The organism is Variovorax boronicumulans NBRC 103145 (assembly GCF_001591345.1).
Lineage (GTDB): Bacteria > Pseudomonadota > Gammaproteobacteria > Burkholderiales > Burkholderiaceae_C > Variovorax > Variovorax boronicumulans.
In genome coordinates, this window is sequence record NZ_BCUS01000003.1 from 1 (window position 1) to 17,914 (window position 17,914).

17 protein-coding genes and 1 tRNA gene are annotated in these 17,914 nt (G+C 64.3%); 12 read left to right on the forward strand and 6 right to left on the reverse strand.

What is annotated here, in order from left to right; genetic code table 11:
* From VBO01S_RS01570 to VBO01S_RS01615, 10 genes are all read left to right on the forward strand, one after another.
* On the forward strand, positions 1-2,901 hold a 2,901-nt coding region (locus VBO01S_RS01570; RefSeq protein ID WP_062469479.1), incomplete at its 5' end, for a translocation/assembly module TamB domain-containing protein.
* 58 nt (positions 2,902-2,959) lie between these two features.
* Positions 2,960-3,034, forward strand: a tRNA-Arg gene (locus tag VBO01S_RS01575).
* A gap of 176 nt (positions 3,035-3,210) precedes the next feature.
* On the forward strand, positions 3,211-4,434 hold the full coding sequence (locus tag VBO01S_RS01580; protein WP_062469482.1) for a tyrosine-type recombinase/integrase: 1,224 nt from the start codon (positions 3,211-3,213) through the stop codon (positions 4,432-4,434).
* Positions 4,435-4,504: 70 nt separating this feature from the next.
* Positions 4,505-5,134 (forward strand): site-specific integrase, encoded by a 630-nt coding sequence (locus VBO01S_RS01585; RefSeq protein WP_062469485.1) that lies wholly within the window; start codon positions 4,505-4,507, stop codon positions 5,132-5,134.
* Positions 5,131-5,838: a hypothetical protein gene (locus VBO01S_RS01590; RefSeq protein ID WP_062469487.1), complete on the forward strand. Its 708-nt coding sequence runs from the start codon at positions 5,131-5,133 to the stop codon at positions 5,836-5,838. Before VBO01S_RS01585 ends, VBO01S_RS01590 begins: the two co-directional genes overlap by 4 nt.
* A gap of 190 nt (positions 5,839-6,028) precedes the next feature.
* A complete protein-coding gene (locus VBO01S_RS01595) occupies positions 6,029-6,292 on the forward strand; it encodes a helix-turn-helix transcriptional regulator (RefSeq protein ID WP_082817927.1) in 264 nt (87 codons plus the stop codon).
* A 5-nt stretch (positions 6,293-6,297) separates the two neighbouring features.
* On the forward strand, positions 6,298-6,744 hold the full coding sequence (locus VBO01S_RS01600) for a hypothetical protein (RefSeq protein WP_062469490.1): 447 nt from the start codon (positions 6,298-6,300) through the stop codon (positions 6,742-6,744).
* Complete coding sequence (locus tag VBO01S_RS01605) at positions 6,731-7,153, forward strand: hypothetical protein (RefSeq protein WP_062469493.1); 423 nt, start codon at positions 6,731-6,733, stop codon at positions 7,151-7,153. The genes VBO01S_RS01600 and VBO01S_RS01605 overlap by 14 nt, the downstream gene beginning before the upstream one ends.
* Positions 7,150-8,673 carry a YfjI family protein gene (locus tag VBO01S_RS01610; protein WP_062469496.1) on the forward strand — a complete coding sequence of 508 codons (1,524 nt, stop codon included), beginning with the start codon at positions 7,150-7,152 and terminating at the stop codon, positions 8,671-8,673. The genes VBO01S_RS01605 and VBO01S_RS01610 overlap by 4 nt, the downstream gene beginning before the upstream one ends.
* A complete protein-coding gene (locus VBO01S_RS01615; protein ID WP_062469499.1) occupies positions 8,670-9,164 on the forward strand; it encodes a hypothetical protein in 495 nt (164 codons plus the stop codon). Before VBO01S_RS01610 ends, VBO01S_RS01615 begins: the two co-directional genes overlap by 4 nt.
* A 1,120-nt stretch (positions 9,165-10,284) precedes the next feature.
* Here VBO01S_RS01615 and VBO01S_RS01620 read toward each other — a convergent pair.
* Entirely contained in the window at positions 10,285-11,088 is an 804-nt protein-coding gene (locus VBO01S_RS01620) for a GIY-YIG nuclease family protein (RefSeq protein WP_062469502.1), read from the reverse strand.
* A gap of 340 nt (positions 11,089-11,428) precedes the next feature.
* On the opposite strand from VBO01S_RS01620, the gene VBO01S_RS32185 reads away from it, so the two are divergent.
* Positions 11,429-11,596, forward strand: coding sequence for a hypothetical protein (locus VBO01S_RS32185; RefSeq protein WP_157627255.1), 168 nt, complete (start codon positions 11,429-11,431; stop codon positions 11,594-11,596).
* Between the two features lie 373 nt (positions 11,597-11,969).
* On the opposite strand, the gene VBO01S_RS01625 is transcribed toward VBO01S_RS32185, so the two are convergent.
* Positions 11,970-13,202, reverse strand: a complete 1,233-nt coding sequence (locus tag VBO01S_RS01625) for an alpha/beta fold hydrolase (RefSeq protein ID WP_062469506.1) — start codon at positions 13,200-13,202, stop codon at positions 11,970-11,972.
* Positions 13,203-13,535: 333 nt separating this feature from the next.
* Between VBO01S_RS01625 and VBO01S_RS31610 the strand changes: the two genes are divergently transcribed.
* Positions 13,536-14,063 (forward strand): MltR family transcriptional regulator, encoded by a 528-nt coding sequence (locus VBO01S_RS31610; protein WP_082817928.1) that lies wholly within the window; start codon positions 13,536-13,538, stop codon positions 14,061-14,063.
* 17 nt (positions 14,064-14,080) lie between these two features.
* Here VBO01S_RS31610 and VBO01S_RS01635 read toward each other — a convergent pair whose 3' ends face one another.
* The 4 genes from VBO01S_RS01635 to VBO01S_RS01650 form a co-directional block, all read right to left on the reverse strand.
* A complete protein-coding gene (locus VBO01S_RS01635) occupies positions 14,081-14,974 on the reverse strand; it encodes an anti-phage nucleotidyltransferase (protein ID WP_062469754.1) in 894 nt (297 codons plus the stop codon).
* Positions 14,975-14,985: 11 nt separating this feature from the next.
* Positions 14,986-15,909, reverse strand: a complete 924-nt coding sequence (locus VBO01S_RS01640) for an anti-phage phospholipase (RefSeq protein ID WP_062469510.1) — start codon at positions 15,907-15,909, stop codon at positions 14,986-14,988.
* 94 nt (positions 15,910-16,003) lie between these two features.
* Positions 16,004-16,861, reverse strand: coding sequence for a DUF5677 domain-containing protein (locus VBO01S_RS01645; RefSeq protein ID WP_157627256.1), 858 nt, complete (start codon positions 16,859-16,861; stop codon positions 16,004-16,006).
* Between the two features lie 397 nt (positions 16,862-17,258).
* The gene (locus VBO01S_RS01650) at positions 17,259-17,909 is read right to left on the reverse strand and encodes an ABC transporter ATP-binding protein (protein ID WP_062469517.1); all 651 of its coding nucleotides are present in this window, start codon (positions 17,907-17,909) and stop codon (positions 17,259-17,261) included.
* Positions 17,910-17,914: the final 5 nt, after the last annotated feature.

Here is a 17,914-nt window from a genome sequence, read left to right on the forward strand (position 1 = left end):
AGCGAGCTGTCGGGCGCGCCCGTCGGCGGGCAGATCAGCGCGCGGCAGGCCGAAGACTCCGACACCCTCGTCTTCGACGTGGCCCTCCGCGCCGAAGGCAACGGCGGCGCCGGCAGCAAGGCGCTGCCCGGCTTCGGCCTGGACCGCGCGCTGGCGCAGGGCCAGTGGAAAGACCAGGTGCTCGACCTGCGCACGTTGCGTGTCGAAGCGATGCGCGCCAGCATCGACGGCAAGCTGCAGGTGCGCGTGGCCGAGCAGGCCGCCAGCGGCAAGCTCGCCCTGTCGCTGCCGGGCGGCAGCGCGCAGCTCGACGGCCGCATCGCGCCCACCACCGGCGGCGGCGACCTTCAGGCGCGCATCGACGACGCCGAAGCCATGCAGCGCTGGGTGCAAGGCCTGCCGGGCCTGTCGAGCGTGTTCGCGAACGCCAGCGCCAAGGGCAGCGCCCGGCTCGACGCCAGCTGGCAAGGCGGCTGGCAGACCGTGCAGCGCCGCATCGAGAACCCCGGCGCACCCACCGCGCGCGGCAACGCCGAGCCCAGCCTCAAGGCCGTGCTCGCCGTGCCACGTCTCGACCTGAACCTGCCCGCCGCCCAGCCCGGCGGCACAGCCACCAGCGTGCAGCTGCGCGCGCTGCAGGCCGACCTTGCCGGCAGCATCGCCCAGGCCACGCTGACGCTCAAGGGCGAAGCCACCACCGGCACGCAGAAGCTCGCACTCGACACCCGCGCCAGCGGCGGCCTTGCCAGCGCCAACCAGTGGCGCGCCACGCTCGCCAGCCTGCGCCTGCAGGCACAGGATACCGCCACCGCGCGCCCCGGCCAGGGCCCCTGGGTGCTGGAGCTGGGCCGCGAAGTCACGGCCACCGTGCGCGCCGCCGACAACCGCCTCGACGTCGAAGCCTCCGCCGCCGAGGCCACCCTGCGCGGCCCGCTGCCGGGCACCGTGCGCATCGACTGGCAGCCGCTGCGCTTCAACCAGAGCGGCGCCGCGCCCAACCGCGTGTTCCGCTTGCAGTCCAAGGGCCAGATGCAGGGCCTGCCGATGGCCTGGGCCGGTGCGTTCGGCGCCAACGCCACGCTGAGCGAACTCGGCATCAGCGGCGACCTGCTGTTCAACGGCGACTGGGACATCGACGCCGGCGACACCCTGCGCGCCAAGGCCCGGCTCGCGCGCCAGAGCGGCGACATCCGCGTGCAGGCCGGCGAAGCCGCGCTCGTCACCCGCATCACCAGCACCGGAACCGGCACCGCGAGCGAACGCACCATGAGCTCGGCCAGTGGCAAGAACGAGGTCAACGGCGTCGATGTCACGGCCACCCCGGCCGGCCTGCGCCGCGCCGAACTGCAGCTCGACGCGCAGGGCGACGCCGTGCGCGCCACCCTGGCCTGGGACAGCGAACGCGCCGGCCGCCTCGACGCCGAGCTCGGCACCCGCATGCAGCAGCGCAGCGGCGGCTGGCAGTGGGCGCCCGACGCGCCTCTGAACGGCACGCTGCGCGCCGCGCTGCCCAACCTGGGCGTGTGGTCCATGCTCGCGCCGCCCGGCTGGCGCATCGCCGGCACGCTCGACGCCAACGCCACCCTGTCGGGCATCCGCACCGCGCCGCGCTGGAACGGCACGCTCGGCGCCGACCAACTCGCGCTGCGCGCCCCGGTCGAAGGCCTCGACCTGCGCGACGGCCGCCTGCGCGCCTCGCTCACTGGAGACCGCCTGGAGATCACCGAGTTCACGCTCAAGGGCGGCGCCGGCAGCAACGCGCGCATCGGCGGCCAGAGCGGCAACCGTAGCACCGCCGCCAGCGAAGCGCGCACCGACGGCGGCTCGCTCACCGCGCGCGGCGACCTCAGCTGGGGCAGCAACAACAGCACGACCAGCACCGGCATCCGCATGGCCGTGCAGGCCGAGCTGCGCGCCCTGCGCGTGCTGGTGCGCACTGACCGCCAGGTGTCGCTGTCGGGCAACCTGCAGGCGCGGCTGGACGACGGCCAGTTCAACGTGCGCGGCAAGCTCAAGACCGACCGCGCCGTCATCATCCTGCCCGACGAGACCGCGCCCAGCCTGGGCAGCGATGTCGTCGTGCGCTCGGCCGCCAAGGACAAGGCCGCCGCCGAGGCCGCGCAGCGCGAATCCGCCAAAGCCGACGCCCAGGCGGCCAAGGCCGCCAAGCCCCAGACCGCCAAGCCGCCCGACATCGTCGTCACCTTCGACCTCGGCGACGACTTCGCCGTGCAGGGACGCGGCATCACCACGCGGCTCGAGGGCGAACTGGAAATCCGCAGCACCCGCCTCGATGCCCCGCCGCACATCACCGGCGAGGTGAAGACCGTCAAGGGCCAGTACCGCGCCTACGGCCAGCAGCTCGACGTCGAGACCGGCATCGCGCGCTTCAACGGCCCCTTCGACAACCCCGCGCTCGACATCCTGGCCATCCGCCCGAACATCGCGCAGCGCGCCGGCGTGCAGATCACCGGCTCGGCGCAATCGCCGCGCGTGAAGCTCTATGCGGAGCCCGCGCTGTCCGACGCCGAGACGCTGTCATGGGTCATCCTGGGCCGCGCCTCGGCCACCAGCGGCGGCGAGTCGGCACTCTTGCAGCAGGCCGCCCTATCGCTGCTCGGCAAGATCGGCGGCACCACCACCGGCGGCAGCCTGGCCAGCCGTTTCGGTCTGGATGAACTCGGCTTCAAGGGCCCCGGCAACGGCGGCGACCTGCGCGAGTCAGCCGTGACGCTGGGCAAGCGGTTGTCCAAAGACTTCTACATCACCTACGAACGCAGTCTGGGCGGCACCTTCGGCACCCTCTTCATCTTCTACGACCTGACCAAGCGCCTCACGCTTCGGGGCCAGGCGGGGCAGACGAGCGGGGTGGACCTGATCTACACGGTGAAGTACGACTGAGGGCCGGGACACCCCAAACTGTTAAAGTGCGGGCCGCGCTGCAGCAGCGGCGCACACCGTCTTCGTAGTTCAATGGATAGAACGGGGTCCTCCTAAGACTCAGATACAGGTTCGATTCCTGTCGAAGGCACCATGGGATCGAATCACAACATCCCACAAAGACCCAGAACCCGCACGTTTCCCAAGCGTAGCGGGCTTTTCTTTGCCCCACGTAGTGTCATGACGTAGCATGTCAGCGCAGAGAAATATGGGCATTTTTGTTGGTATCTCGAAAAAGCCCAAAAGCCAGATACCAACAGGAAGGCGGCAATGGCACTCACCGACATCCGCATCAGGCAGCTCAAGCCCCTCGGCGCGGCCAGCGGGGAAAAGTACGCGGACGAGCGCGGCCTGTACCTGCACGTCACCGCCACCGGGAAGTACTGGCGGATGAACTACCGCTTCGCCGGGAAGCAGAAGACCCTGGCCCTCGGGGTCTACCCCGATGTCACCCTGCTCAAGGCCCGCGCCCGGCGCGACGAGGCCCGGGCCCTTCTGGCGGATGACGTCGACCCCGGCGTCGCCAAACGCGACGAAAAGCGAAACAAGGCCGAGGCCTCCATCCACACCTTCGAGAAGGTCGCCCGCGACTGGCTCGCCAAGACGGCGAACAAGCGCGCCGCCATCACCCAGACCAAGGTCACCCGCTGGCTCGAGAAGGACGTGTTCCCGTTCATCGGCAAGCTGCCCGTGTCGACCATCCGCGCGAAGGACGTGCTCGACAGGGTCGCCCGCCGCATGGAGGACCGTCACATCCACGAGAGCGCGCACCGCATCGTGCAGATCTGCGCTCAGGTGTTCCGCTACGCGGTGGCGGTCGGGCTGATGGAGCGTGACGTGACGGTCGACCTGCGCGGCGCGCTGGCCTCGGTGCAAAAGACCAGCTACGCCGCAATCACCGAGCCCCGGCAGGTCGGCCAACTCCTGCGCTCCATCCATGCCTACGGCGGGCACCCGACGGCCGTGGCCGCCCTGCAGCTGACGCCGCTGGTGTTCGTGCGCCCCGGCGAGTTGAGGGCCGCGGAGTGGGCCGAGATCGACCTCGACGCCGCCGAGTGGCGCATCCCGGCCGCCCGGATGAAGATGAAGGTCGAGCACCTCGTGCCGCTGTCGCGGCAGGCCGTGGAGATCCTGCGTGCCCTGCACCCGTTCAGCGGGCACGGCCGCTACGTGTTCCCCAGCATCCGCACGGGCGAGCGCTGCATGAGCGAGAACACCATCAACGCCGCGCTGCGCGGAATGGGCTACGCCAAGGACGTGATGACCGCCCACGGTTTCCGGGCCACGGCCCGCACCCTCATGGACGAGGTGCTGGGCGAGCGCGTCGACCTGATCGAGCACCAGCTCGCGCACACCGTCAAGGACCCGAACGGGCGCGCCTACAACCGCACAGCGCACCTGCCGGCCCGCCGGGAAATGATGCAGCGCTGGGCGGACTACCTGGACAAGCTGCGTACCGGGGCAGACATCGTCCCGATCAACCGGGCCGCGTGATGACTCTCTGCCAGCCGGTCAAGGTGAAGCACATGGCGGCCGCCCTCAGCCCGCGCAGGCGGGCGCATTGATGCGCGTCATCGGCGCCGATGCAGGGCAGCGCGCTGTCCACGCGGGACCGAGGCCGTCTGCGCTGCTGTTCCAGTGGCCCGGCAACGTCCGCGCCATGGCGGGGACCGACCTCGACACCGAGACTGCGGCGCTCAGGACATCCCACCACCCGACGACGAAGCGCCCCCCTCTCGGGAAAGTCAACGGGTGGCCGCATCTCGTGCCGCTCGCGATCCTGGAGGCGTCGCGCGTCCCGACCTGGCGTGGCCGCTTCGTGCCCTCTTCATTGCTGACTGGCGGGCGCTGCGCGAGCAGGAAGACCGTCCGCTCGGCGCTGCGCCGCAGGGGCTACGCCAACGACAACAGGACTGCCCCCGAGTTTCGCGTCATGGCCTCCGGCCGCGCGGAGTTCATGGCCCGGCACCGCCAGCTGATGACGTCATGGGCCGCGTATTTGGATCGCCTGCGAGGGGGCACGGGCGATCATGTTCCAGAAGGCATGCCCCCCGTGAATCCCCTCTTTTGTTGGCAGGTCGCGTCTAGAGTGACGACCGAGAAATCGGTCTTCCCGGTCCCGGCGCGGCGTTCTTTTTCAACGCATCACGAGAGGTATTCATGGAACCGGATTGGATGGAACATTGGCGCTTGAGCGCCGACCTGAGCGTCGTTCACGCAGCACTGCTGATGGCGGGCATTACCCCGGGCAGCGAGGTAGGAGCAAATTGCGATGGCTGGGAGACGAGCCGGCAACCGCCGGCCTACGTCGCGGCGAAGGCTGCGCTGACGACCGCCATCAAGAACAACAGGCTCGAGGCGAAAATTCGTCGCAGTGCCTGGCACCGCGGCTGGGACGAAAACCCCGGAGAGGGAGAAAGCATCGCGAGAGCCGAGGTTTACCCGGACTACTCGGCCGAGGCCGAGTCGCCCGGTCGCGGCAGGGATTCTCCCTTGACCACGAAGTTGCGCGAGCTGGTCTACCGCGCAGCGCCGGACTGGAACTTGACCACGGTGGAGGTCGAGGCGCTGCGCGCTTGGCTCTCGACGCGCGGCATCAGGAACGGATTCTTTTTCCCCCAGGCACGGCACGCAACCGACCTGCCGGCCTACCTCGACAAGTCTCATCCGCGCTACGCGCCCAAGCTGGCCGCATCGTTGGTGGCGTGGGAGCGGGCGGAAGGCAGCCCGGACAGCAAATCCCCCAAGGAAACTCTCGAGCAGATCCTGTACGAAATCGCTGCGGACTTCGGGCTGATCGGCGATGACGGTAGGCCCAACAAACAGGGCATCGAGGAATGCAGCAAGGTCGCGAACTGGCGGCCTCGCGGAGGCGCTCCGAAGACCCCTGCGAAATAACCCACCCACCCCAAGAACCCGCGCCGTTGCTCGCGATTCATTGATTCAGTGGAATAAACCTACCCACCCCTAGGGCCCAAACCCACCCCCCCGCCTGTTCAGTAGGGGGGTGGGTTTTCTGAACCCGCCCATCTATTCCGAGTGCTGCCGACTTTCGAAGATGGCCTCCTGTTCATTCATGGAGGCTCACATGCACGCAGCACCGATCACCAAGCCGCAGGCCGCCCGCCCCAAGCGCGGCACGGTCAATCCTCAACCCCTGCACGTGGCGCAGATTGCCGAGGCGCTGCTCGTCATGAGGAACGTTTCCGCCCTGACGGGGCTGTCGCCGTCCTCGGTATACCGCCGCTTGGCGCGTCACGATTTCCCCCCGCCGGTGCGTCTCGGCAACCGCTGCACCCGCTGGCGCGCGGGCGACGTGACGGCGTGGCTGGCAGCCCAGGCGGAGGCGTAACGGTCATGACCACCAATCAAGATCCACAGAAAGCGCTGCGTACGCTTCAATACAAGGAGGGCCGGCATCTGATCCGCGCCTACCTCATTCGCCTCCACTCGAGCAAGGTCGCTCCCGAAGAAGAGCTGGCGGTCACGGTGGCCTCGCTGAAGGGCTACACGCTGGTGATCTTCTGCCGCTTTCTCGAAAATGCCCTGCTCGAGGGCCTCTCGGCCAAGGCGCAGGTCATCAAGCTCCGCGCACAGATCGACCCCGACGAGGCGCGCTTCGACGCTCTGGCGGTGCGTTTCGCCAAGACGGGCTGTGCGCTGCTGCGCAAAAAGACGGCTGGCTACCCGACCACCTATCAGGTGGCGTGCCTGGGCCGCGTCATCGAGTTCTTCAACGGCCTCGACGCTGCAGAGCGCTTTCTGCAGCAGCACACGATCGGCAACAGCGATGTCGCCACCTAGCCCCCTGCTGCACCGGTTTCTGCAACGGCTCGAATCCGTCAAGCCCTCCGCGCACGGGTTCTCCGCGCGCTGCCCGGTGCATGACGATCGCAGCCCCTCGCTGTCGATCAAGGAGGGCGAGGACGGCCGCGTCCTGCTGCACTGCTTTGCGGGCTGCCCCCCCCAGGAGGTGGTCGCCGTCCTCGGGCTGACGATGGCTGACCTGTTTCCCGAGAACGGACAGCTGCGCCGCCCGCCGCCCGCGCCCGGCGTCACCCGCACGGCACTGCACGCGGCGGTCGAAATCGAGCAACAAGTGCTGTTCATCGTCGCGTACGACCGTGTGAAGGGCAAATCCATCAGCCCGACGGACGCGGCCCGCGAGCGTCTTGCCAAGCAGCGCATCGAACTGGCGCGGAGGGCCGGATGAACGACCACAGCGATGTGTGGGCCGCGATGGCGGCGGCCGATGCCGCCGCATCGGGCTGGCCCGCCCCGACCCCTCTGCCTGACGCGCTGCCTCCCGTGCAGCCCTTCGTTCCCGAGCTGATGCCCGAGGAGCTGCGCGACTGGGTCGTGGACATCGCCTACAGGATGCAATGCCCCGCTGACTTCCCCGCAGTCGGCGTCGTGGCGGCGCTTTCGAGCCTGGCCGGCGCCCGGGTCGTGGTGCAGCCCAAGGCCTACGACGACTGGCAGGTGGTGCCGAATCTGTGGGCTTTGGTCGTGGGCCGTCCCGGCGTCATGAAGTCGCCAGCCCTGGGCGAGGTGCTGAAGCCGCTGCACAAGCTGCAGGCAGCCGAGGTCGAGCAGCACAAAGCGGCGCACCTGACATGGGCGCTCGACAGCAGGCTGGCCGAACTCCAGGGTGCGGAGCGCGAGAAAAAAGCCAAGGGGCTCGCAGGCAAGGACCCGGCGGCAGCGCGCGCGCTTCTGGAGCCGGTGGACACCACGCCCGAGCCGGTCGCGCGGCGCTACGTCGTGAACGACCCCACCGTCGAAAAACTCGGCGAGCTGCTGATGGCGAACCAGTGGGGCATCCTGACCTATCGGGACGAAATGCATGGCCTCCTGGCCGCCATGGACAAGCAAGGACAGGAGGGTGCGCGCGCCTTTTTCCTGCAGAGCTATGACGGGAATCAGGGCTACACCTTCGACCGCATCGGGCGCGGCACGGTGCACATTCCGCGTGTCTGCCTTGCCATGCTCGGCGGCATTCAACCGGGCAGGGTCCAAGAATATGTGCGCGGCGCCGTATCGGGCGGCAGTGCCGACGATGGCCTGTTGCAGCGCTTCGCCCTGACCGTATGGCCCGACACGGCCAGCGAGTTCGTCAACGTGGATCAATGGCCCGACACGCCCGCCAAGATGCGGGCATGGGCAGCGTTCGAGCGACTGGCATGCCTGCAGCCGGCGAGCGAGACCGAACCCAGGGTTTGGAAGTTCGATGCCGTGGCGCAAGCCCTGTTCGCGGAATGGCGCACGCCATTCGAGCAAGAACTCAAACGCGGCGAGCTGCACCCGGCGATGGAAAGCCACCTCGCAAAGTACCGCAAGCTGATCCCGGCGCTGGCACTCTTGTTCGCGTTGATCGACACGCCCGATGCCGGCGCGATCGGCGAGCGTGAGCTGCTTCGCGCCCTGGCCTGGGGCGACTACCTGCGCAGCCACGCGCAGCGGCTGTACAGCGCAGCAGTGACGCCGTCGACGGGCGCGGCTGTGGTGCTGCTGAAAAAGCTCAGGGCTGGCGCTCTGGGTGATTCATTCTCACCCCGCGAAGTGGCTGTGAAAGGATGGTCGGGCCTACCGGATCCGGAGGCGGTGCGCAAGGCGGCAGACCTGCTGTGCGACTTCGACTGGCTGAGGCGTGTCGTGATGCAGGGAGGCGTGATGGGCGGCAGGCCCAGCGAGCGCTACATCATCAACCCGGCGGCGAAGGGGGCGCCATGAGCTGGCTTGCCCGACTGAAAGATCAGAGCACCCCTGCGCCCCACCCTACAAAACCTACAAAAGAGGGTTTCGTAGGTTTTGTAGCCCCCTCTCAGGGGCAGATTGGGATTTTCGCAAAGACCGAGTCGCTCGAGGCGAACGGCACCATCCTCGACCCCGATCGCGATTGTTGGCCCGCCAGTGACGCCATGACCGGCGTGGAGATCGACCGCTTCACCGCGCGGCTGGCGAGGTTCACCGACAACGGGCTGCCCCTCGTCGAGGCCGAGGCGCTGGCCGACCGCTTGGTGATCCGTGACCGGGACGGTGACGACCGGCGGCTGTGCCTGGAATGCGCGCACCTCAGCGGCCGGCGCTGCGGCGCGTGGCAGCACGCGGCCGTGGGTGAGCCGGTTGTGTCGACCGCCCTTCTGGCACTGCTCCAGCGATGCCCCGCGTTCGACTCGGGTCGGACGAAGGAGGATGTTGCCGCACACACTCCGCGAACCTAGAACACCCTTGTGCACGCTTGGCATAGCGCCGCGGCTTCGTAAACGCAGCTTTGTCCCAGGCTCAGCTCGCGGCGGGTCAACTTGGTAGGCTGTCCGAATAGCCTGCAAAAAGACAGCCGCCTGCTTCGACAGGCTCGCGCCCGTAGGCCTCTCTCCACGAGGGGTCACCCCCCTCTTGACAGGGCACGAAAAGCAATCGCCGCGGTCCACCTGTTCACGGTCGGGGAAGGGGGTGGTTGAAGCCGTGATGATCCAGCAGGCGAGCCGATGCAGTCCGCACATGATTCCGCAACACGCGACGCCGCCGCCCACCGCCATGCCGAAGGCGCGTTCTCGTCGATGTGTTGCGGGGGGCGGCCCCCCGGTAGCGTTCGGCAGTGGGCCGCACATGAGCGCCTTGTCGGACCCGCTTGAAACGTTGTCATCATGTCGTGAGCTACCGAACAGGGGCGGACGGGCGGCTCCTCATCGTCGCTGGCGCGAGAGGCACCAACTGCAGCGCAGGGGTGCAAACGGGAACGCAAGGCCGGCAGCATGTAGGTCATCCCTGCATCCGTGCGGGTTCCAGCGCATCCTTCAATAGGTTTCATATGCCCGCGTCCACGCAGAGCATGCGGCCCTTCACCGAAGCCCGCCGAGTTGGCCCGCTCTCGCGGCGTTCGATACCGGTTTTGCCGCTACAGAGGGAGGCGCACCATGAGCGAACGGGTCGCATGCTTGTTCATGTGCATGCTACGAAGCGGCGATTCGGTCGATGAGGGCATTTCTGATACCTGCGAATCGACGCGTTAATCCTTTTTTATGCAGTGCACAAACTGCCAAAACTCATTGAGGTGTAGCGCCCCCAACCCGCTGAAGAACTCGCGAGGGGGTCCCTGGATCGACCGGCTTGCAGTAGTGTCCGTCGCATGGGCGTGCTCGAATGGATGATCCTCAAGGCGGTGGTGCTGGTCATCGCCGTGGCCATCTACGGCGCGTGGCGCGGCTGGACGGGCCGAAAATAGGCCCGACGCCGCCCTAGTTGCTGGTCAGCGCCAGCGGCCCGCCGCGCAGCAGCAACGGCTGCATCGCCACCGAATCTCGCACCAGCTCCTCGGAAGGCCTGATGAAGCGCCGAAGCTCAGGGTCTTGAAATCACGCCGGCAATAGCGGCGCTGTTTGAACCGGGGCCAAAACTCCTTGACCGGATGAGCCCCACGTCGTCGTCGCTCAGGTCGAACCACTCGCCGTTGATGCGCTTGTCGCCAAAGAGGCGGTGGTAGGCGGTTTCCGCTGCGATGTGGTCATCGAACCAAGCGCAAAGGGGGATGGTGTAGACGATGGGCAGTTTGACGCCGAACGTTCTCATGCGGCTTGGAACGTTGCGCGTTCTGCCGACCTTGCAGCCAAACGCGGATTTCAGGACGTAGACGTAGCCACCTCGCGCAGCCTGCGTCGGCTCGCCAATAATTTCCACTGGGTTCAGCCGTTCGGAAGAACCGCCTCGGCCTCGCGTGGCCGCCGCGTGCGGGCCGACGGGGGACCTGACACCACCGGGCAGGACTTCGCGCAACGTCAGTCCTTCGAAGTTCTCCATGAAGAGCTGGTGTAGCCCGTAGCCTGGAATCTTGCTGCGCGCGAAGCAGAACCCCGGTTGTTTCGTCCAAAATCCGCGCCCAGCCGGAGTGTCGACCCAGATTTCGGCCCGCGTCGCGCGCCAATTCACGGTGAGCGCCGTGCCGATCCGGCCGGTCACGAGTCCCATATGGCCGATGAGCCCGGTGTTGGTCGAGTTGTCATACGCGGCTAACAGCAATCCGTCGCCCACGGCCGGGGGCTTCGTTTGCGACGACAAGTTCTCGGGAACGGTGAACTCGCGAGGAGGATCGCTGCTCAAGTCCTCGACAGTTTGTGCGATGCGCCAGTACCGAGACGGAGTGAGCATGTTGTGACCTGCGGGTTAACGCGAAGAGCAGGCGTCGTGTGGGTGAACGGCCTGCTCGTTGACGGAGGGGACCTGACGATAAAAGTAGGTTATGGGCGCCCGAAGCCCATGTGAAGTGACATTTGTCCTTTTCACATGGGTGAAACACCCGGTCTCTTCAGCTGCGCTGGTTAGATCCGCAGTACAAGCCCGGGGCGTTCGGATCTGGTTGAAGCCGGTCATGGCAGGGGTTGGCTCGCTGCACATGGCGGAGTTGAAGGGGCTTTAACGTTGCAACAGGCGGTGCCGCTCTGCGCTGTCGGCAACTTCGACCAGACGCCTTGAAAAAGCGAACTGCGGCATGACAAATGTCCCGCGCGCCCGCGCCGTGGCCGCAGTAGGCCTGTATCAAATCGAAAGGCAGTCGACCATGGGCGTGCTCGAATGGCTGATCGTCGAAGCGGTGGTCCTTGTCATCGCTGTGGCCATCTATGGCTTTTGGCTCGGCCGCAAGGACCGTGACGGCTGAGCAGATGGTTTGCCGACAGCATGTCACGGCACCGCACAAGATTCGATGCCGATGCCGGTACGTTCGTCCGTGTCTCACCACGAAACACCCGGACGAAGGAGAAACAATGGCGGCTCGCAACTGTTACTCGGGCCAATGAGCGACCTTCTGGTCGAAGGCATCTTCATTCCGAGCTATCAGCGCGGCCACCTCACTCGGCGACACGCAGGCGGCGCAGTTGCCTGGTTTGGGGCCCGAAGCCGTCGTTCGAGCAACCATCCCAAAGGACCGCTTTGCAGCGAAAGCTGCCTTCAGGAAGGCAAGCACGGAAGACCGCAAGCCAGCGCTCTGCAGACATTCCTTTGCCGGGCACGCGAAGGTCACGTCCATCGGTTCACGACCGGCCGCGGACCATGTCGATCAGGCGACCCACGATGCGCTCGCCATCGGCCCGCAGGCCGTTGTGGGCGTACTCGTTGGTAACCCAGGCCCGCAGCCCACGAACGCCACGGGCCGTCTCCTCGGCAAATGATCGCTCCACGTAGACATCGTCGACGTACAGGGTCGCTGCCACTGGGACCTCATTGCGGGCGAGGCGGTCAGCGTCGTACAGGCGCGGCCATGGATGCTCGGCCAGAAGCTGGGCCACCTCGCGGTGCGCGCGCAAGCCCGAGTAGTCGTCCCACATCCAAGGGAAGACGTGCTCTGCGCTGAGGAGGTCGCCGGTCATCGCCTCTTCGGGCGCGAGGCGGTGTGCCGACCAGCGAGTGGCACCCCCGTCGGCGTACGAGGACTCATGGAGCGTCGCGTAGATCGGATTGCGCTCCCAGGGTGACGCCATCTGCGCGTCGACCATGAATGCGGCCGAGCGGAAGGGCAACTCGAGTAGATGATGCAGCCGTTCGAACCCGGCGCTATCGCCGAGCCACATTCCGGTCTGCCGAAACCGACGCGATGTGAGCCGGTCGCCGCTGGGCAAGCGGACATCTTCCTCGTCGAGCCGGCGCAGGATCGTCCGCAAGCGATCGAGGTCTCCTGGGTATCGCGCGTGATAGCGCTGGTTCGCCTCGCGCACGCGCGCCCATGTCGCCGCGTAGACCTCGTCGACCCGCCGATTTGTGATCGGCGCGAGGCCGCCGGTGATCAATACCTCCCGCAGACCCCCGGGCGCCAGCGACAGATAGGTAAGCGAGATGAATCCCCCGAAGCTCTGACCGAGCAGACTCCAGCAGTCGACGCCAAGCTCAGCGCGGATCAGTTCGAGGTCGCGCACGATCGAGTCGGCGCGGAAATGCGTGAGGTACTCGGCTTGGTCGACAGGCGCTGCCCCTGGGATGACCGGCCCGACGGGCGTAGAGCGCCCTGTGCCCCGCTGGTCAAGCAGTAGGACCCGGAAGTCCGCAAGGGCACGCGCCATCCACCCTGAGGGCGGGCTCGTCGGGCGGGCGGCCTCGAAGCCTGGGCCGCCCTGCAAGAACACGAGGTAGGGGCGATCGAGACCGTCTGGTGCAGCAAGCTCGCGCGTGAACACGCTGATCGTGCCGCGCAGCGGGTCGCCGTGAACCAAGGGAACGGAGTGCTCTCGCTCGGTCAAAACTGCCCCGGGCATGCGGTAGGTCGTACTCATGGCTCGCATTAGAACCCGAACGTATGCCTGCCTCCGGCGTGACCCGACTACCCGATTGCCTGCGGCGCCCATTCTCCATTCGGGTAGCGCTGAAAGTGCGGTGTAACAACGAGTAGCGAGCGAATCACTGAGACACTTGACGCTCTGTTGATCGAGGACACCCGAGCCAATATGGCCAGCGACATCACAGAACGTCTTGCCGAGTAGTAGAAGACTTCGGTGGGCAGGCGATCTCGCGAAGTTGATCATCGACTACAGTGAGGCAACGTGCTCAAAGGGACCGCTGTGCCTAAATCGCTGGCCGGGGCTATAAATCAAGGTGGGCATGCCCACATGGATGCGCTCAATCGTCTTCTGAGTCTTGTGCCTACGCACGACGAGCGAGGTCGTGTTCTCTGCCTTGCGTCCTTCGCCGAAGAAGCTTTGGGCCGATTACTTCTTGGCTATCTTCGTGAAACGAAGCAGGCCAAGGAGCTTGTGGAGGGCTTCAATGCGCCGCTTGGAACCCTGGCGACTCGCATAAAGGCCGCGTTCACCATGGGCCTCATTAATCGTGAGCAGTTTGAAGACCTTGAAATTCTGCGTCGCGTCAGAAATGCCTTCGCGCACAACTGGGAGGACGTGACTCTTCAACGAGGCGACCTCAAGAGCATAGTTGGCCAACTTCACGGCTATACATTTGATAATCAGAAGGTGACAGGCGACGAGAAGTCGCGACTGACGACTGCGATCAGCACAATCCTAGTTGAACTCACCGTGATGTGCCGTGAGAACGAGCGTCACAATCGGATCGTTCCTCTCCTCGCGTTGCGCTTAACGAACCAAGCGCCTACAAGGGTCAAATTCGTAGACATCACATAGTCGTCACCAACATCGCGCTACCAGTCGTTCCAAAGTTTGATGATCGCGTTCTTGAACGTCGCGTAGTTGCCGGTGGGCCAGCACGTCGCATAGCCGTCTCGCAGCAAGTAGTACTGCTCGTTCGCGGTGACCCACTTGGTATCGTCCTCGGTGTCGTACATCCATTGCAGGACCTTCTGGAGCGACGTGTTGTAGTTGGTCCCGAAGCATTCCAACGGGGCGTTGTAGAGCAGCCCTTCAAGGAAGTAGGAGGGCGCGATCCCAGCCTCAAGAGCTTCGTCGTTCACCATTTTGGTCCGCGCATTCTTGATGATGCGTACCATAGGCTTTAGCCATTCGTTCGAGTCCTGGTGCCGTTTGGTCATGTTCTCGCTGTGCTGCTTCGGGTAGTTGGCGATACGTGTTCCAGCCTTGTCATAGAAGCAGATGCCCTCGGCGTAGCTCTGATCCTGCAACCCATTGAACTTGAAGTATCGACGAAACTGAATTGCGGCGACTACGTCAGTGGCGCGTCGTGCATCAGAAGGAGGTACATAGATGGCCTTGTTGCCATCCTCCACGCCTTTTCCGTACTCGTTCCGGAGGACTATCAGTACGTCCTTCCTGAATTCAACGTGGCCATAGGTTGCGTTCGAGTACGCTTCTTTGTAGGCGGTCTTCTGTTCTTCATTCAGTTCGCTCAGGTCACTCTGCCAGCAGTCCTTGAGTCGTATCACAATATCGACGTCGCTCTCGCCAATGATGTTCGTGTCGTTTCCGTAGGAACCTTGCAGGAAAACGGAGACATCCTTGCCATGGTACGGAGCCACATCTTCTTCAAGGGTCTCTTTAACTAAGTTGTAGGTTTCGCTGGAGCCTTGAATGCTGCCCTGCTTTGCCCACGTGTTGAGTTGGTCTTCTGGAATCCCCATCGTTGCCTCCATCACCTTAGCATTTCGGTCAGTGCGTTTTCTTTGTCTGCAAACGACTCCCTGCCTCGTTGCCGGATCAGATCCAGCTTCTTCATGTCGTGCTCAAGGAAGTCTGTTGCGAGCTCAGGCACGTCAAACATGTCGCTGATGCGAATAGTCTGCACATCATCAAAGAGCAGCGAGCGCAACTGCTCCATGGACTTAGTGTTGACTTCAAGAATCTTCTGCGCCAGTTCAATAGTGACAATCTTCTTGCGTGCAAGATTCAACCAGAAGGATGGCGGCTTGGCCGGGAAGTCCCCAACGCCCACATTCACAACTCGAATCCGGCCACGGGTAATCCCAAGCGCCTTTGCCGCATCAGCGATGGCGTACAGGGTGGGGTTGTTGGCGCAGAAGCCCCCGTCAAACAATTCGATCTCCTCGCCCTGATCCGTCTGAACCCTTATCCGGTCAAAAAACGGATACGCGGAGCAAGACGCCTGAATGGCGCGCGGAAGAGATACTCCGAAGCCAGGTCTAAAAGTGGCCTTGCGTCCGAACGCTTGTGCCGGATCACTCTTGAAGATCATGGGCAACTCGCTCATCCAACGGGTCGCGACGATACCTACGCGGGTCTTCATGTCTGCGAAGGTGTGACTGCCGAACACCTCGTCAGCAAGCCGAGCCAGTGCCGCAGATTTTGGGGCGCCGTCCTTCTCGCCCATGATTGCCGGCACATGCTTCACATACAGCTTGTGAATTTCATCGACCGAGTAGCCCAACGCCAATAGGGTTCCGATGATCGAACCCGTACTGGTACCGTAAATTAAGTCAAAGCGCTCATAGAGGCGGCATCCGAGCATCGCCTCCAGTTCATGGAGAACGCCAAGGGTATAGAACCCTTTCGACCCGCCTCCATCCAAGGTCAGGATGCGAAACTGCTTGTCTTCCACGGCCCCTCCGGTCCAATCTCAAGTTCGTAGATGCTATCTTGTCGCCTGTCCTGGTCGCGCGCCCAAAGAAGTGACCGTTGCCAGTCGAGTCTGGTCAAGCGTTGTTTTCGACGGAGCTCTCTTGGCCTCTCTCTTTAGGGACCGTCAGGTCAGCGGCGATTGCTGCCAGCCTGAACGCCGCTGTCGAGCTAGCGGCAGCCTGCTGGACGCCTGACTGGCCCAGAGCCTGGAGGACTGACAGCAGAGTATCCATTGCGCCTCCGGCCATAAGGTACAGACATGCGAGCGTGCTATGGCGGTGACGATCCAAGCTTTCCTGGTCTCTTGGAATCGCGCCGACGTCGTACGTTCCAAGGTGGAAGACCGCCCCATAGAGCGTTCCATGTAGTGCCTCTGAAGCATCCGCGTAGATGCTGAGGAGGCTCATAAATAGGCCAGTTCGCCCAATTTTTGCCTCTACAACAGCTGCCCTGTCGGGAAGCGAAACGTTGGTCCATCTAGTCTTCTCGCGACCGCGTTCGCTGGTGAACTTCGCTACAGCAGCGGCTATCTCCGGCGGCAAGTCGAATACCCCATCTTTGAGTGCGATACGTGCCCTTGTGTGTCCCTCGGCTTCGATTGATCGGTCGAGTCGGCGACCAACCTTGTTCAAGGTGTAGTCGATGTAGTCGTCGAACTCGGTGTCGGTACAGAGTTGCAGAAAGCAGAAGTTTGTGACGCGCTCAAGTAGCGCACGAGAAATGATGTACGCCTGATTCAGCCTTGCGCTGTCCCCGAGAAGGCGCACCGATATGGCATCCTCGATCACGGCCGACAGCAATGCATAGAGGCGTGAGACCCTAGGAAGGGTACTCTCTCGCACCATTGGTGCGAGTTGGATGAAGCAATGGATCTGATGATCGAGGAAGTTGGCGAGCGCGGCTTCACCTTCGGTAGTTTGAACTTTTTCCACCATATCCTTATGCACGGAATGCGCCGTCTGCCCGTTGTGAAGGGCAAAGTATGACGTTTTTTCGGGGGCGGGCGGTGCCGTGAGTAGGCGCGTTGCCTCTTGGCAGCCCACGCCCGCCGGGCGACCGAGATGAAACGGGCCAACGACTGTTCTCGTCAGCCGCCGACATTCGGAAGGCGAAAGCGAACGGCTGCAACCAGTCTGAACCGGCTATCGGCAGAGGGCAGCTTCGCAGCGATTGCCACCATCAGACTCGCCCCCCGATGGCACGGTTGCATTTTGCGCGGTGCTGCATTCCATTTCGTGCCGAGGCCATCAAGCGCTCAGGACGCATGCGAGAGCGTTTTCATCGTTGCGCCACGCTCGAGGTCGACGAGATCGTTCTGGCCTGAGCTACCTATAGAACTGAGCTGACGTTGGCACCACGCTCTATGGTGTACTCCGCCTCGACGATGCGACGCGAGTGATTCAGATCACTCTGGGAAATGAGGATGGACAGGTCACTGGACTTGAGTTTCAGGATCACGTCCGCCAAGCGCTTGCTGAGTGCGGGCGCGACACCCTCGAAGGGCTCGTCGAGGAGCAGCAGCTTCGTGCCGACGGCGAGCGCACGCCCGAGTGCCACCAACTTCTGCTGCCCGCCGGACAACAGCAGCGCCCTGCGGTCCCGCATCTCTTTCATCTCCGGAAGGATGCGATAGACGAACGCCAAGCGTTCAGCCTCCGACAGCTTGCGATTCGTCCACACGGGCAGCAAGATGTTCTCTTCTACGGTGAGCTCCGGCACCAGGCCACGGTCCTCTGGCATGTAACCAATGCCCAACCGAGCGCGCTCATGCGGCGCCATGGCACAGAGGTCGTGACCGTCGAATAGGATCCGACCTTGGGACGGACGAAGGTGCCCCATCAGTGAGCGCATCAGGGTAGTTTTTCCCGCGCCGTTTCGCCCGACAAGTCCGATCATGGACCGGTCGGGCACGGTCACGGACAGCCCGCGCAGTACCGCGACGGATTGAATCGACACGTGAATGCCTTCGATCTTGAGCATGCTGA